Below are 14,748 nucleotides of genomic sequence, written 5' to 3'. Positions count from 1 at the left end.
CCGACGACCCGCTCCCGGCCGGCCCGTGCGACCCGCCCGTCGCACCTTTCCCGCCCGGCACGGTCACGACACCGCCTCCGGGAGCCAGGCGACCGCCGAGGTCTGCCGGAAGTAGCGGCGGGAGACCGCGTCGTTCACCTGGGAGCAGGTGCGCTCCAGGCCGGCCAGCACCACGGCGAGGTCGCCGATCAGCTCGTCGGCGGCCCGGAACTCCAGGCCGGTCCGGGCCCGGCCGATGATCCGCTGGGCGTCGGTGGCGACGCCGGTCCGGCCCGGCTGCCCGGGCCCGCCGGTCGGCTCCAGCTCGCGCAGGCACGACTCGGCCCGGGAGAGCGCGGCAAAGACCGAGCGCGGGAAGAGGCGGTCGAGCAGCAGGAACTCGGCGGCGTACCGGTCGTCGAGCGAGCCGCGGTAGGTACGCAGGAACGTCTCCCAGGCACCGCAGGAGCGCAGCAGGGTCAGCCAGGACGGGATGCTGCCGCCCGCGCGTACGTGCGTGGAGAGCAGCCGGGCGGTCATGTCGACCCGTTCGACGCTGCGGCCGAGCACGAGGAAGAGCCAGCCCTCGTCCCGGCTCATGGTGGCGTCGGTCAGCCCGGCCATCACCGCGCAGCGCTCCCGGACCCACCGGAAGAAGGCGTGTACGCCCTGCTGCTCGGCCCGGCGCCGGACCGCCGGCAGGCCGTGCCAGGTCGAGTTGAGACACTCCCACATGTCGGCCGAGATCGTCTCCCGGGCACCCCGGGCGTTCTCCCGGGCGGCGGCGAGCGCACCCACCACCGAGCTCGGGTTCTCCTCCTCCAGGCCGAGCACCCCGACCACCCGGGCGGCGGTGACCGGCTGGTCGAGCCGCCCGACGCCCATCACCGTGAGCAGGGAGCGGCAGGCGGTCGCCTCGTCGACCCACGGGTCGGCGAGCATCCGGTGCAGGTGCACGTCGAGGATCCGGGCGGTGTCCTCGGCCCGCTCGACGTAGCGGCCGATCCAGTAGAGCGACTCGGCGATCCGACTCAGCACCCCGACCACCCCGGCGCGGCGGCGCTGTCCCGGCCGGACTGCTGCTGTTGCTGCTGCTGCGCGCTGACCAGGCCGGCGTCCGGCCCGGGGTCCGGGCTTCGCGGCGCCGGGACCGGTGGCGTGAGCGGGCTCTCCGGGTCGGTCGGCTCGATCCCGGTGGCCAGGTCGACCGCGCTGAGCCCGGAGGGCGGCTCGGCGAGTATCCAGGTGTCCTTCGAACCGCCGCCCTGGCTGGAGTTGACCACCAGCGCCCCCTCCGGGAGCGCCACCCGGGTCAGCCCGCCCGGCAGCACCGTGACCCGCCGCCCGTCGTTGACGGCGAACGGCCGCAGGTCCACGTGCCGGGCCCGCAGCCGGTTGTCGATCAGGGTCGGCACCATGGAGAGCGCCACCTCGCGCTGGGCGATCCAGCCGCGCGGGTCGACGGTGATCCGGTGCCGCAGCTCGGCGAGGTCCTCCTCGCTGGCCTGGGAGCCGATCACGATGCCCATCCCGCCGGAGCCGTCGACCGGCTTGAGCACCAGCTCGGGGAGGCGGTCGAGGACGTGGTCGCGGACGTCCGGGTCCTCCAGCCGGTACGTCTCCACGTTGGACAGGATCGGCTGCTCGGCCAGGTAGTAGCGGATCAGCTCCGGGACGTACGAGTAGAGCAGCTTGTCGTCGGCGACCCCGTTGCCGACCGCGTTGGCGATGGTGACCCGGCCGGCGCGGGCCGCGTTGAGCAGCCCGGCGACCCCGAGCACGGAGTCGGCCCGGAAGTGCACCGGGTCGAGGAACTCGTCGTCGATGCGCCGGTAGATGACGTCGACCCGCTGCTCGCCCGCGGTGGTGCGCATGGCGACCTCGTTACCCACGCAGACGAGGTCCCGACCCTCGACCAGCTCGACGCCCATCTCGCGGGCCAGCAGCGCGTGCTCGAAGTAGGCCGAGTTGTGCACGCCCGGGGTCAGCACCACCACCGTCGGGTCGGTGACCCCGACCGGTGCCGCCGCGCGCAGCGCCCGGAGCAACTGCCCGGGGTACGACTCGACCGGCTGGATCCGGGTGGCGGCGAAGACCTCCGGCAGCACGTGCGCCATCGCCCGCCGGTTCTCCATCACGTAGCTGACCCCGGACGGGACCCGGACGTTGTCCTCCAGCACCCGGAAGTCGCCGCGCTCGTCGCGGACCAGGTCGACCCCCGCGACGTGGATGCGTACGCCGTTGTGCGGGACGATGCCGGCGGCCTCGCGGTGAAAGTGCGCGCTGGTCACCACGACCCGGCGCGGCACCACGCCGTCGGCCAGCACCTGGCCGGCGCCGTAGATGTCGGCGAGGAACGCCTCCAGCGCCCGCACCCGCTGGGCGACCCCGGCCTCGACCACCCGCCACTCGTCGGCGGCGATGATCCGGGGGACGATGTCGAGCGGGAAGGGCCGTTCGACGCCCTTGAGCGCGAAGGTGATCCCCTGGTCGAGGAAGGCCCGGGCGAGCACGTCGGCCCGGACCCGGAGCTCGACGCTGGAGAGCGGTTGCAGGGTGGCGTGCAGCGCCTCGTACGCGTCCCGAGGCATCCCGGGCGCACCGAACATCTCGTCCCAGCCGGGGCCGAGGCGGTAGTCCTCGAACAAGTCCGCCATGGCCCGACGTTACGCCGATCTCGTTGCGCCCGCGTAACACGGAGACCGCGGATGATCGCCCAAATCGGGCACTTCTCCTGGTCAGTGGAGCCGCCCACGCCCTCCATCCAACGAGAACTGTCGATGCGCTCATCGGTTGCGGTCGACCACTGTCCGGTTCGGGACTGAAACCCGCTCGGCTTCCGGCACGTGTTCGCAACGTTGGACCACCTAGGGAGAGGCAGAAATGATCGAGATCTCACGACGGAACCTCCTGCGTGGAGTCGCCGTCACGACCGCGGCCGTCGCACTCACGTCCGGGTACGCCGTCGCGGCGTACGCCACGTCCCCGCCCGCCCGGCCCGCGCCCGCCGGACCCGCCGCACCCGGCGGCGCCTGCACGATGCGGACCCTGCCGGTGCCGGCGGACACCTATCGCAGCGACGTCACCGCGATGGACCCCTCCGGCCGGTTCGTCCTGGGCTCGGCGATCGTGCGCCAGGCCACCGACACCCACCCGGTGCTGCTCTGGGACCGGGGCCGGCTCACCAGCTTCGACCCGCCGGTGCCGGGCGGCAGCCCGGTCGACGTCAACCGGCACGGCGTCGCCGTCGGCAACGGGCCGCGCGACGTGCTGTCGCCGCCGTGGCGGTACCGCGCCGGGCGGGGCGAACTGCTGCCGGTGCTCGACCCGGCCGACGACACCACAGTGGTGGCCGTCAACTCCGGTGGCGACATCGTCGGCATGGGCCTCACCCCGACCAACCGGCGGTACGGGCTGCTCTGGCCGGCGGGACGCCCGGGCACCGTCCGGGTGATCGATACTCCGTCGCCGTACTCGACGATCACCGGCCTCACCGACGACGGCACCGTCGTCGGCCGCACGGACGGAATCGAGACGACTTCGTGGCTGCGTACGCCGGCCGGGGTGCTCCGGCCGCTCACCGGACCCGACGGGGAGGCGTGGGTGACCGTCCGGGCCGCGAGCGGACGCTGGGCGGTCGGCCAGGGCCTGCAGGGCGGCGCGAACGCCGGACTGCGGTGGAATCTGCGGACCGGCCGGTACACCGTGCTCGACCCGCAGCTCGGCTACGACCAGACCGACGTCAACGGGCGCGGCACGGTGCTCGGCGGAAGCCTGATCCAGCGCGGTGACACCGTGCTGACGCTTCCGTCGCCCGCACCCGACCACGTCGTCGGCGGTCGTGCCATCGCCGACAACGGCACGGTTGCCGGCTTCCACAACCCGAGGGTGCCCGACGGGGTGCGGGCGGTGCTCTGGACCGGCTGCTAGGCCGGGAGAGCCTGCGGTGGGCCGCCGACGCGGGACCCGTCGGCGGCCCGGTGGCGAACCGCTTCGACCACGCCGGGAACGGGGGACCCGGCGGTCGCGGCCCGCGCGCCGCCAACGGTACGCCGGCAACGACGGACGCACCGCCCCGTCACGATCCGTGACATCGGTCGGATCCCCCCGGCGCGGTCACTCCAGCTCGTGCAGCATCAACTGGCGGGCGGCTTCCGTGATCGACCCGGAGAGCGACGGATAGATGGTGAAGGTCATCGCGAGCTGGTCGACGGTGAGGTTGTTCTCCACCGCCATGGTGATCGGCAGGATCAGCTCGCTCGCCTTCGGCGCCACCACCACCCCGCCGACGACCTGGCCGCTGGCCGGGCGGCAGAAGAGCTTCACGAACCCGTCCTGCTGGTCGGCCATCTTGGCCCGGGCGTTGCCGGCCAGCGGCAGCATCACCTGGCGGGCCGGCACCCTGCCCGAGTCCACCTCGTTCTGCGACACCCCGACGGTGGCCAGCTCGGGGTCGGTGAAGACGTTGGCGGCGACGGTACGCAGCCGCAGCGGCGAGACCGCGTCGCCGAGCGCGTGCCACATCGCGATCCGGCCCTGCATCGCGGCGACGCTGGCCAGCGGCAGCACCCCGGTGCAGTCACCGGCGGCGTAGATGCCGGGCACGTTGGTCCGGGAGACCCGGTCGGTGCTGACGTAGCCGCCCGGGGCGACCGTCACGCCGTACTCGGTCAGGCCGAGGTCGGCGGTGTTCGGGACCGAACCGACCGCCATCAGCGCGTGCGAGCCGTACACCGTCCGGCCGTCGGCGAGCTCCACCTCGACCCCGTCGCCGGTGCGGCGGACCGCGTTCGCCCGGCTGTTGTTCAGAATCTCCATCCCCCGGGCCCGGAAGACCTGCTCGATGGCGCTCGCCGCGTCCGGGTCCTCGTGCGGCATCACCCGGTCGCGGCTGGAGACCAGGGTCACCTCGACCCCCATCGCCAGGTACGCGCTGGCAAACTCGGCACCGGTCACGCCCGAGCCGATCACGATCAGCCGTTCCGGCAGCTCGGGCAGGTCGTAGACCTGGCGCCAGGTCAGGATCCGCTCACCGTCCGGGACCGCGCTGGGCAGCACCCGGGGGTTGGCGCCGGTGGCGACCAGCACCGTCGAGGCGTCCATCGAGTAGGTCGAGTCCCCGTCCGACGGGGTGACCAGCACCCGGTGGGTGTGACCGAGCGTGTCCTCGCCGAGCCGTGCCCGGCCGGAGACGAAGGTCACGCCGGCCTTGATGAGTTTCGCGTGGATGTCGGCGGACTGGGCGAGCGCGAGCCGCTTGACCCGGCCGTGCACGGTCGGTCCGTCGACCGTGATCGCCTCCAGCCCGTCCGAGTGCACCCCGAACTCCTCGGTGTCCCGATATCCGGTCACCACATCGGAACTCGCGATGAAGGTCTTCGACGGCACGCAGTCGTGCAGCACGCAGGCGCCACCCGCGCCGTCGGTCTCGACCACCGTGACGTCGGCGTCCAACTGGGCCGCGACCAGCGCCGCCTCGTAGCCGGCCGGCCCACCGCCGATGATCACAATCCGGCTCACAGTGCTCGCCCTCCGTCGATGCCCGTAGTGACAATCTTGTCCAGAACCCGTCCGACACGCACGGTCGTATTCTCCCCCACCCCTCCGCCCGGCTATCGTCATCGCCGTGCGTCATTACGCCGCGTACGGCTCGAACCTCGACCCCGCCCGGATGCGGGCCTACTGCCCGCACTCGCCGATGGTGGGCACCGGCTGGCTGGAAGGCTGGCGGCTCACCTTCGCCGGTGAGGGGGTGCTCGGCTGGGAGGGTGCCGTCACCACCATCGTCGAGTCGCCCGGCGATCGCGTCTTCGTCGCACTCTACGACGTACACCCGTGGGACGCCGCCCAACTCGACGAGGTCGAGGGGGTGGCCTCCGGCACCTACCGGAAGCTGCACGTCCGGGTGGTCACCCTGGACGGCGAGATCACCGCCTGGGTGTACGTCTTCGCCGGCTACGAGGGCGGGCTGCCGACCGCCTGGTACCTGTCGGAGATCGCCAACGCGGCGGAGAAGGCCGGCGCGCCCGACGACTACGTGGCCGAGTTGCGTTCCCGCCCCACCGGCACCGCCTCGACCTGACCGGCATGCCCGCCGCCTGACCGGCATCCCGCTACGTCGGCGGCGGGCAGGGGATCTCCACCGTCACCAGGGTCGGGCCACCGACCGGGCTGCGCACCGCGAGTACGCCGTCGAAGGCGCCCAGCCGGCGCCGTACGCCACGCAGCCCGCTGCCCCGCTCCGGGTCGGCGCCGCCCCGACCGTCGTCGAGGACGGTGATCCGCAACACCTCACCGGTGTGCGTGACGTCGATCTCGACCGTGCCGGCCCCGGCGTGCCGGGCGGCGTTCGCCAGCGCCTCCAGCACGCAGAAGTACGCCGCCGACTCCACCGGCGGGTCGAGCCGGCCGGCCAGGTGCCCGGTGACGCGTACCGGGAGCGGGCTGTCCAGCGCCACCGCCCGGAGCGCGTCCGGCAGGCCCCGCTCGGCGAGCACCGGTGGATGGATGCCACGGACCAGGTCACGCAGCTCGGTCAGGGCGGTCGCCGAGGTCTGCCGGGCCTGCGCCACCAGCGCCCGTGCGGCGGCGGGGTCCTCCTCGATCAGCCGCTCGATCCCGGCCAGGCTGAGCCCGACCGCGACCAGCCGGGCCTGCGCACCGTCGTGCAGGTCCCGCTCGATCCGGCGCAGTTCGGCCGCCTGGGTGTCGACGGCGTCGGCCCGGGTCTCGGTCAGCCGGCGTACCCGCAGCACCAGTTCGGCCGACCCGGTGGGGGCGAGCAGCAGCCGGTCGTACCGGAGGCGCAGCCGGAGCAGGCCCGGGGCGAGCAGCATGCCGACACCGGCCATCGCCAGGCCGAGCGGCACGCTGACCCAGCCGGGTGTCCCGGCGAGACCGGGCACCAGGTAGGTGACGCCGTACCAGACGTACCAGGGCGTGACCCACTCCCCGGCGAAGAGGCCGAGCGGCACGCCCCAGGGCACCCACCAGAGTGGCTGCGCCACCAGTCCGAAGAGGCCGACCGAGATCAGCGCGGCGGGCACCAGCCCGAGCAGTCCGGGCACCGGGTTGGTCGCCATCCAGAGCTGGTCCCGCCAGAACGCCGGATCGGTGAAGAGCCAGGAGTAGCCCTGGACCCGGACCGCCGTCTCCCGGTCGTCGTGGAGGGCCCGGCCGACCCGGTAGCGCCCGTCCTCGTCCGGCCGGGGCGGCTCCGGATACGGCCGGTACGGCTCCCGGATCACCGTCCCGGCCCAGGTGCCGGCGTAGCGGCGGTAGCGGTTGACCAGCGGCCGGGTCAGCTTCGACACCTGCGGCGACAGCCCGCCCCAGGCGACGACGAGGGCCGCCAGGTTCAGCAGGAAGCCGCCGAGGGCCGCGAAGCCGAGCCCGGTCAGCCCGGCACCGTGCCAGGCCGCCCTCGACCACCGCCCGGTCCGGCCGGCCAGCCCGGAGCGGTGCCACCAGGACCGCTCCGGCGGCTGGAGCAGCAGCCGGCTCCACCGGGCGTGCAGCCGCAGCGCCGACGGCGCGACCAGGAAGCCGAGCACCAGCAACACCAGCCCCAGCGGCAGCGCCAGCAGGGGCGGCAGCGCCGGTCCCAGCGGCAGCGCCGGCAGGGGCGCCGGCTCCCCGAGCCCGGGAAGCGCGCCGCCGGTCAGCCCGAGGGCACCGAGCCAGAGGCCGGCGCCGGCCAGGACCGGCGGGACCAGGGTGGCGAGACCCCCGGCGAAGGGTGTCAGGTGCAGCCAGCTCCACTCGCGGAGCAGCGCCGGGTCCTCGCCGCGCCAGGTCAGCTCCATCAGGTACGTCGGCAGCCGCGGCGAGCGGTAGAGCTGGTTGTCGTGGACGTACCAGCCGTCCGCCCGGCGCTGCGGCACCGGCGGTCCCGGGCGGCGCACCTCCGGCACCGGGATGCCGCCCCACTCCCCGGCCAGCCGCCGGCCGAGATCGGCCAGCCGCTTGGCGCCCCGGGCCGCCGGCAGGTACGGCACCACCAGGGTGGCCGCCACGACCAGCAGCACGGACATTCCCAGGCCGACCAGGCCCAGCCCGGTCAGGGCGAGGCTGCGGGCGAACGCGAGGCCGTACCGGCGCGACATGCCTCCAGTCTGGCCGTACGGCGGGCGGCGCGGACTGCCCCCAGACACCGCGCCGGGGTGTGGTTTCCTGCACCCCGGCCGGGCAGGTGGACGCATTCCGGGTGACCGACACGCTCCCTAGCGTTCGTCCCATGCCAGTCATCGAGGTCAGCAACCTGCGGAAGCGGTACGGCGACCAGATCGCCGTCCACGACGTCTCCTTCGAGGTACGTCCCGGAGAGATCTTCGGGATCGTCGGGCCCAACGGCTCCGGCAAGACCACCACCGTCGAGTGCCTGACCGGGCTGCGCCGGGCCGACGGCGGGACGATCCGCGTCCTCGGCCTGGATCCGACCCGGGAGCGCACCGAGCTGCGCCACCAGGTCGGCATCCAGCTCCAGGAGAGCCACCTGCCGGACCGGCTGAAGGTCTGGGAGGCGCTCGACCTGTACAGCTCGTTCTACGCCGAGCCCGCGGACTGGCGGGCGCTGATGGACGAGCTGGGGCTGACCGCGAAGCGGAACACCGTCTTCGCCAAGCTCTCCGGCGGGCAGAAGCAGCGGCTCTCGGTCGCGCTCGCCCTGGTCGGCAACCCGCGGATCGCGGTACTTGACGAGCTGACCACCGGACTGGACCCGCAGGCCCGCCGGGACACCTGGCAGCTCGTCCGGGACGTCCGGGACCGGGGCGTGACGGTCGTACTGGTCACCCACTTCATGGACGAGGCCGAGCGGCTCTGCGACCGGCTGGCCGTGCTCCGCTCCGGCGAGGTGGTCGCGATCGACACCCCGGCCGAGCTGGTCGCCCGGGCCGACGTGCCCGGTGTCGAGCGGCCCACCCTGGAGGACGCCGTCCTCGCCATCACCAGCCCGAACTGAGCGCTTGCCCCGCCCAGCCCAGCCGAGCGCCGACACTTTCCGAAGAAGCGAGGAACCGATGAACAGCACCGCACCTCCCGAGACCGTTTCCCACGGCGCAGGCGGCCGGGCGGCCCGGCGCCGCACCGCGGGCCGGAGCACCCGCAAGCTGATCGTCACCGAGGCGAAGCTCTTCGTCCGCGAACCCGTCGGCGCCTTCTTCACGGTGATCTTTCCGGCCGCCCTGGTGCTGATCCTCGGCAGCGCCATGCCGGGCTTCACCGAACCGAGCGCCGACATCGGCGGCCGCCGGCCGATCGAGTTCTACCTGCCGATCACCCTGGCGCTGGCGATCGGCACCGTGGCTCTGGTCAGCCTGCTGAACACGCTCGCCGCCGACCGGGAGAAGGGCGTCCTGCGCCGGCTCTCCACCACGCCGGCCCCGCCGGTGCGGCTGCTGGTGGCGCAACTGGTGGTGAACGTGGCCGCACTGCTCGTCGGCTGCGGGCTGGCGCTGGTCGCCGCCGGGCTGGCCTTCGGCGTACGGGCCCGACCGGACGTACCGGGGCTGCTTGTCGCCTTCCTGCTCGGCTCGGCCTCAATGGTGGCGCTGGCCCTGCTGGTCGCCGCCTTCACCCCGACGAGCCGGGCCGCGATGGGCGTCGGCAGCCTGGTCTACTACCCGATGCTCTTCGCCGCCGGGGTCTGGACGCCCGGTCCCCTGATGCCGGACGCGGTCCGCCGGGTCGCCGACTTCACCCCGCTCGGGGCCGCCTCGCAGGCGCTGCAGGACGCCTGGGGCGGTGACTGGCCGCAGCCGCTGCACCTGGCGGTGCTGGTCGGGTCGACCGCGATCCTCGGCGCGCTGGCCGCCAGGCTCTTCCGCTGGTCCTGACCGCACGGCCGCTACCGCGACCACCCTTCCGCGTCCCCGGCCGCCACCCGGGCCGGGGACGCGCGCCGACACCCGACCCGCCCAGGTCGGCAGGCTCGGCCGGCCCAGGTCGGCAGGCCCGGTCAGTGCGGGTGGGGCGGTGACATCCGCGCCCCGATCAACGCGGCGCCGAGCAGGCTGACCAGCTCCACCCGCTCCGCCGGGTCGAGCACCCCGAACGCCTGGGCGACGATCCGGTCGGTGACCGACTCGGCCCAGAGCCGCCGCCGCACCAGCGGCCCCACCGGCGGATACGGCGGCGACCAGCCGTACGCGATCGCCCCGGACTCGCCCTCGGGGCCCGCCAGAATGATCTCCATCGCCGTCATGCCGGCGGCGCGGAGCGCCATCAGGCTGGCCCCGGAGTAGTACTCGAAGAGCAGGTGCAGCAGCACCGCCGCGCGGGCGCCCGGGGCGGCGTCCGCCGGCACCGGCATCCCCCGCCAGGCCGCGAAGAGCGGCATCCCGGTGGCGTCGGCCGCCACCACGACCGGCTCGATCAACTCGATCATCCGGCCGACCGGCGGGAACGTGGCCAGGTAGTCGATCCCCCAGCGGCAGCACTCGGCCCGGCTGACCTCGGCCACGGCGCTCGGCGTGGCCACCCGGACGGCCATCTCCCAGCCGTCGGAGACCGCCTCCGGCGAGAGGATGCCGATCGCCGCGGCCACGGTCTCGGTCCGGACATCGCCGAGCACCGCACCGCGACCGGTCACCAGGAACGCCCACCCGGAGATGCCCATCTGGCGTGCCCGGCGCAGCGTACGCGGACACTCGATGAACGCGCTGCCCAACTTCAGCACCGTCGGCCTGGCCGCACCGGCGGCCTGCTCGGGGGTCAACGCCCCCGTCCTCGGGTCCGGATCACGGGTTCCGCTCGCACCACCCGGTCGAGTCTGCCTGGCGGACTCCCTTTTCGGCAGTCCTGACCGCCGATCCGGCGCGCCGGGACCCAGGGCGCCGGGACCCAGGGCGCCGGGACCCAGGGCGCCGGGGCCACCGCGCCGCTGGACGCCCTGCGCGGCCCCGGCCGTGCCGGGCCTGCCGGCACCCCGGCCTCCTCCTCCCCCGGCTCCAGGGCGTCCGGCCTACCAGGCACCGTCACCGTCCTGCGCCGGATCCGACGCCTCGGCGGCGGCCTGCACCTCGCCGACGCGGCGCCGGGCGGCGACCGCTCCCCGCTCGGCGGCCCGCCGGGCCAGCTTCAGCCGGGTGACCTCCTGTTCGGCGGCGGCCCGCCGACGTTCCAGTTCGGCCAGTTCGGACTCGACCGCGGTGAGCTCCGCGACGCCGTCCCGCTCGGCCGCCACGGCACCCGCCAGCTCCGCCTCGGCCCGCTCCTGCCGGGTACGCGCCTGCGCCAGTGCCCGCTCCAGGCTGCGGCGGCGGGCGGCCCGGGCCGACTCCTCCGCCCGCTCGGCGGCGGTCGTGCCCGCCGCCCCGGCCGCACCGCCCCGCGTCGCCCCGCCGGTACGCCGACCGGCCGCATCCGCCGGTTCCCGGCCCTCCGCGACCGGCCCAGCCTCCGGCTCGACCGGCCCAGCCCCCGGTTCGACCGGTTGGTCGGCGTCCGGGCCGCCGACGATCAGGCGCAACTGTGGCCGGGGCACCTCACCGAAACCGGCGTAGCTGGCGGCCCGGACCAGCCGCCCGGAGCGGGCCTGCTCGGCAACCTCCACGTCGGCCAGTGCCGCCTGCAACGTCGCCTCGACCTCGGCCAGCGGCAGCTTCCCGGCGGTCAGCCGGGGATCGGCCGCCAGGCCCAGCGCCCGGGCCTGCCCGACCAGCGCGGCCACCACGTGGCGCCGCCGGGTGGAGAGTTCCCGCAGCCGGGCACCTCGCAACTCCCGCTGGGCGGTGCGGAGCGCGGTGGAGAGTTCGACCAGCTCGGCCATCAGCTCCGGCCGGCGCAGGGCCAGCAGGTTCACCAACCAGGCCGCCACCGTCGGCTTGCGCAGCCCGGCGATCTCCCGTGCGGCACCCGGATCTCCTGCGGCCCGGGCGGCGGCGACCGCCTCGGAGCGCGCGGCGACGAAACCGTCCGGCGGAGCGGCGTAGAGCCGCTCGACGAGATCACGGGAGAGGCCGGCCATGGCCACATCCGGTCAGTCCCATCGAGACTCCTCGGTCACCGAATCGTGATGTCCTGCGCGCAGTCTGCCGGAACCGGGCCTGCTTCGCGGCGCGTCTGACGGAACGCCTCCACACGGGGCAGGGAGGAACGGAGGGGACATGAACGGACGAAGCACCACCACGCCCGGCCCGACCCGCGGCCACCGCCTGGCCAGGCTGCTCGGCACGGTGGCGCTGGCGGCCGCCCTGCTGTCCGCCGGCTGCGCCGACCGCGGGGACGACGCCGGCTCGACGTCGGAGGCCCCGGCCGGGGCCGAGCAGGCGCAGCCCGGTGCGGCCGAGGCGCCGGCGGCGGACCGGGCCGAGGTTCCGCCGGCCGGAGCCGGCGAGCGGGCAGCGGAGCCCTCGACCGAGTTGGGGGTCGGGCAGCGGGCCATCGTCTACACCGGATCCGTCACGGTCCGGGTGGACGATGTCGAAGCGGCGGCGGCCAGCGCGGTCGGCATCGCGACCGGCGCCGGTGGCTTCCTCGGCGGTGACAACCGGAGCAGTGACGAGTCGCGTTCCGAGGCCACGCTCCAGCTACGGGTCCCGGCCGACCGGTTCGGCGCCGTGGTGGAGGAGATCGCCCGGCTCGGCGAGCAGCTGCGCCGGGACGTCAAGACCGACGACGTCACCGAGGAGACCCTCGACCTGGATGCCCGGATCGCCACCCAGCAGGCCAGGGTGGAGAGTGGCCGCCGGCTGCTGGCGCAGGCGAAGTCCCTGTCGGACCTGGTGATGCTGGAGAGCGAACTCGCCAAGCGGGAGGCGGACCTCGCCTCGCTGGAGGCGAGGAAGCGGCGGCTCGCCGACCTGACCGCGCTCTCCACGATCACCGCCGTGCTGCTCGGCCCGAACGCCCGCGCGCCCGAGGACGACGAGCCGTCGACCGGGTTCCTGGCCGGCCTGGACGGTGGCTGGACGGCGTTCGTCGCGTCCCTGCGGATCCTGCTGACCGTGCTCGGCGCGCTGCTGCCGTTCGTCGTCGCGATCGGCCTGCCCGTGCTCGGTGGAATCTGGCTGAGCCGCCGGCTGCGTGGCCGGGCCTCCCGCCGGAGGGCGCCGGCTCCGACACCACAGAGCCCGCCGGTGCCGGCCCAGTCCTCGGCGCCGCCGGACTGAGCCGTACCCGGACGGCCGGGCCGGTGCGCGCCGGACCGTGCCGTACCCGGGCGGTGAGAGCGCGGTGGCCGGCTCAGCCGGCCATCGCCTTGAGCGCGGTGTGGGCGAGCAGCCGGACGCCGACCCCGATGGCCCGCTCGTCCACGTCGAACGTCGCCCGGTGCAGGTCGACGTTTGCCGCCGTCCGTCCCACGCCGAGCCGGGCCAGCGCACCCGGTACGTGTTCCAGATACCAGGAGAAGTCCTCGCCGCCCATGCTCTGCGGGGTCTCGGACACCCCGACCGGGCCGGACGTGGCCACCGTCGCCGCGGTCAGCACCTGGATCGCCTCGGCGTCGTTGACCACCGGCGGGCGGCCGCGCAGGTATTCGACGTCCACCGTGGCGCCGGTCGGGGCGATCACGTCCCGGACCACCTGGGCCACGATCTTCGGCGCCTCGTCCCAGGTGTCCCGGTCGAGCACCCGGAGCGTGCCGGCCGCCATCGCCTCGTTCGGGATGACGTTGTACTGGGTGCCGGCCGAGGCCTGCCCGAAGACCAGCAGCAGGCCGCTGTTGGCCGGCACCCGCCGGTTCACCAGCGCCGGCACCTCGGTGACCAGCCGGCCGAGGGCGTCGACCAGGTCCACCGTCAGGTGCGGCCGGGCGGTGTGCCCGCCGGGACCGCTCAGCCGTACGGTGATGTTGTCCGCCGCCGCCGTGATCGGGCCGACCCGCAGGCCGACCCGGCCGACCGGCAGGTTGGGGTCGCAGTGCACGGCGAAGATCTGGCTGACGTCGGTCAGCCCACCGGCCTCGATGACCTCCAACGAGCCGCAGGGCAGGATCTCCTCGGCCGGCTGGAAGATCAGCCGGACCCGGCCGTCCAGCTTGCCCCGCCGGGCGAGTTGGGCGAGCAGCAGTCCCACCCCGAGCACGACGCTGGTGTGCACGTCGTGCCCGCAGGCGTGACAGGCTCCCTCGACGGTGGACCGGTAGGGGACGTCCTTCACGTCGGTCAGCGGCAGTGCGTCGAGATCGGCCCGGAGCGCGATCACCGACCCGGACGGCCGCCCGTCGATGTCGCAGATCACCCCGTTGCCCTTGGGCAGCAGGCGCGGCCGCAGACCGGCCGCCGACAGCTCCCGGGTCACCAGCGCGGCGGTCTCGAACTCCCGTCCGGAAAGCTCCGGATGGGCGTGCAGGAACCGGCGGGTCGCGATCAGATCGGGCAGCCGGAGGTCGAGCATCCGGTCCAGCCCGGCGGGCAGCCGTTCGGCCCCCGGCGGCGTCTCGGACTCCGACGCCGCCGGCAGGCTGCCGGTCGGCAGTTGCAACGCACTCGTCACGTCGAATTCTCGATCACTGTGAATGGGATGGGACTCGGACAGCCTAGACCGCCGACGGTGACGCTGCGCAACCTCGTTCTGGTGATGATCAGACAGCACAGCGTCACGAAAGCCCTGGTAGGAGCGCTCAGCAGTGTACGGAGCGCGACTCATCCCGCCATCAGACCCCGCCATCTGTGCCACACCTCCTACAACGCGTGACGGTTTCGCCGGTCACGATCTAGCTCGGCGGCAACACCGCCCGTCCGATTCGTCGAGCTGTCCGGCGTTCCTGGCAGGACGACGGTGCAGCACCACCGGGTGGGGTGGCGGGGGTCCCCAGGGTGGCAG

The 14,748-nt window shown here is 74.2% G+C and carries 12 protein-coding genes; 5 read left to right on the top strand and 7 right to left on the bottom strand.

The window, feature by feature from the left end; all coding sequences use genetic code 11:
* Window positions 1-63 precede the first annotated feature (63 nt).
* Window positions 64-1,017: an alpha-E domain-containing protein gene (locus ACN27G_RS35620; protein WP_421497010.1), complete on the bottom strand. Its 954-nt coding sequence runs from the start codon at window positions 1,015-1,017 to the stop codon at window positions 64-66.
* A complete protein-coding gene (locus ACN27G_RS35615) occupies window positions 1,011-2,636 on the bottom strand; it encodes a circularly permuted type 2 ATP-grasp protein (RefSeq protein WP_421497009.1) in 1,626 nt (541 codons plus the stop codon). Before ACN27G_RS35615 ends, ACN27G_RS35620 begins: the two co-directional genes overlap by 7 nt.
* Before the next feature lie 226 nt (window positions 2,637-2,862).
* Between ACN27G_RS35615 and ACN27G_RS35610 the strand changes: the two genes are divergently transcribed.
* Window positions 2,863-3,909 carry a twin-arginine translocation signal domain-containing protein gene (locus tag ACN27G_RS35610; RefSeq protein WP_421497008.1) on the top strand — a complete coding sequence of 349 codons (1,047 nt, stop codon included), beginning with the start codon at window positions 2,863-2,865 and terminating at the stop codon, window positions 3,907-3,909.
* Between the two features lie 186 nt (window positions 3,910-4,095).
* On the opposite strand, the gene ACN27G_RS35605 is transcribed toward ACN27G_RS35610, so the two are convergent.
* The gene (locus tag ACN27G_RS35605) at window positions 4,096-5,499 is read right to left on the bottom strand and encodes an NAD(P)H-quinone dehydrogenase (protein ID WP_421497007.1); all 1,404 of its coding nucleotides are present in this window, start codon (window positions 5,497-5,499) and stop codon (window positions 4,096-4,098) included.
* 106 nt (window positions 5,500-5,605) lie between these two features.
* On the opposite strand from ACN27G_RS35605, the gene ACN27G_RS35600 reads away from it, so the two are divergent.
* Window positions 5,606-6,061 carry a gamma-glutamylcyclotransferase gene (locus tag ACN27G_RS35600; protein ID WP_421497006.1) on the top strand — a complete coding sequence of 152 codons (456 nt, stop codon included), beginning with the start codon at window positions 5,606-5,608 and terminating at the stop codon, window positions 6,059-6,061.
* A 31-nt stretch (window positions 6,062-6,092) separates the two neighbouring features.
* Here ACN27G_RS35600 and ACN27G_RS35595 read toward each other — a convergent pair whose 3' ends face one another.
* On the bottom strand, window positions 6,093-8,084 hold the full coding sequence (locus tag ACN27G_RS35595) for a sensor histidine kinase (protein ID WP_421497005.1): 1,992 nt from the start codon (window positions 8,082-8,084) through the stop codon (window positions 6,093-6,095).
* Window positions 8,085-8,215: 131 nt separating this feature from the next.
* On the opposite strand from ACN27G_RS35595, the gene ACN27G_RS35590 reads away from it, so the two are divergent.
* Complete coding sequence (locus ACN27G_RS35590; RefSeq protein WP_421497004.1) at window positions 8,216-8,941, top strand: ABC transporter ATP-binding protein; 726 nt, start codon at window positions 8,216-8,218, stop codon at window positions 8,939-8,941.
* A 58-nt stretch (window positions 8,942-8,999) separates the two neighbouring features.
* Window positions 9,000-9,815 (top strand): ABC transporter permease, encoded by an 816-nt coding sequence (locus tag ACN27G_RS35585; protein ID WP_421497003.1) that lies wholly within the window; start codon window positions 9,000-9,002, stop codon window positions 9,813-9,815.
* A gap of 122 nt (window positions 9,816-9,937) precedes the next feature.
* Here ACN27G_RS35585 and ACN27G_RS35580 read toward each other — a convergent pair whose 3' ends face one another.
* Together ACN27G_RS35580 and ACN27G_RS35575 are read right to left on the bottom strand one after the other, a co-directional pair.
* Entirely contained in the window at window positions 9,938-10,696 is a 759-nt protein-coding gene (locus tag ACN27G_RS35580; protein WP_421497002.1) for an SCO6745 family protein, read from the bottom strand.
* Between the two features lie 246 nt (window positions 10,697-10,942).
* Entirely contained in the window at window positions 10,943-11,947 is a 1,005-nt protein-coding gene (locus tag ACN27G_RS35575) for a hypothetical protein (RefSeq protein WP_421497001.1), read from the bottom strand.
* Between the two features lie 139 nt (window positions 11,948-12,086).
* Here ACN27G_RS35575 and ACN27G_RS35570 point away from each other — a divergent pair, with 139 nt between their 5' ends.
* On the top strand, window positions 12,087-13,091 hold the full coding sequence (locus tag ACN27G_RS35570; RefSeq protein ID WP_421497000.1) for a DUF4349 domain-containing protein: 1,005 nt from the start codon (window positions 12,087-12,089) through the stop codon (window positions 13,089-13,091).
* A 73-nt stretch (window positions 13,092-13,164) separates the two neighbouring features.
* Here ACN27G_RS35570 and ACN27G_RS35565 read toward each other — a convergent pair whose 3' ends face one another.
* Complete coding sequence (locus ACN27G_RS35565; RefSeq protein ID WP_421496999.1) at window positions 13,165-14,418, bottom strand: amidohydrolase; 1,254 nt, start codon at window positions 14,416-14,418, stop codon at window positions 13,165-13,167.
* Between the last annotated feature and the right edge of the window lie 330 nt (window positions 14,419-14,748).

Source organism: Plantactinospora sp. WMMB334 (assembly GCF_049179095.1).
Classification (GTDB): domain Bacteria; phylum Actinomycetota; class Actinomycetes; order Mycobacteriales; family Micromonosporaceae; genus Plantactinospora.
The sequence above is the reverse complement of the archived record's forward strand: the minus strand, read 5'-3'. Positions and strand labels throughout refer to the sequence as shown.

Coding starts and splice junctions, on each gene's coding strand:
- ACN27G_RS35615 (WP_421497009.1), bottom strand. CDS start 2,636: ATGGCGGACTTGTTCGAGGACTACCGCCTCGGCCCCGGCTGGGACGAG.
- ACN27G_RS35610 (WP_421497008.1), top strand. CDS start 2,863: ATGATCGAGATCTCACGACGGAACCTCCTGCGTGGAGTCGCCGTCACG.
- ACN27G_RS35595 (WP_421497005.1), bottom strand. CDS start 8,084: ATGTCGCGCCGGTACGGCCTCGCGTTCGCCCGCAGCCTCGCCCTGACC.
- ACN27G_RS35590 (WP_421497004.1), top strand. CDS start 8,216: ATGCCAGTCATCGAGGTCAGCAACCTGCGGAAGCGGTACGGCGACCAG.
- ACN27G_RS35585 (WP_421497003.1), top strand. CDS start 9,000: ATGAACAGCACCGCACCTCCCGAGACCGTTTCCCACGGCGCAGGCGGC.
- ACN27G_RS35575 (WP_421497001.1), bottom strand. CDS start 11,947: ATGGCCGGCCTCTCCCGTGATCTCGTCGAGCGGCTCTACGCCGCTCCG.
- ACN27G_RS35570 (WP_421497000.1), top strand. CDS start 12,087: ATGAACGGACGAAGCACCACCACGCCCGGCCCGACCCGCGGCCACCGC.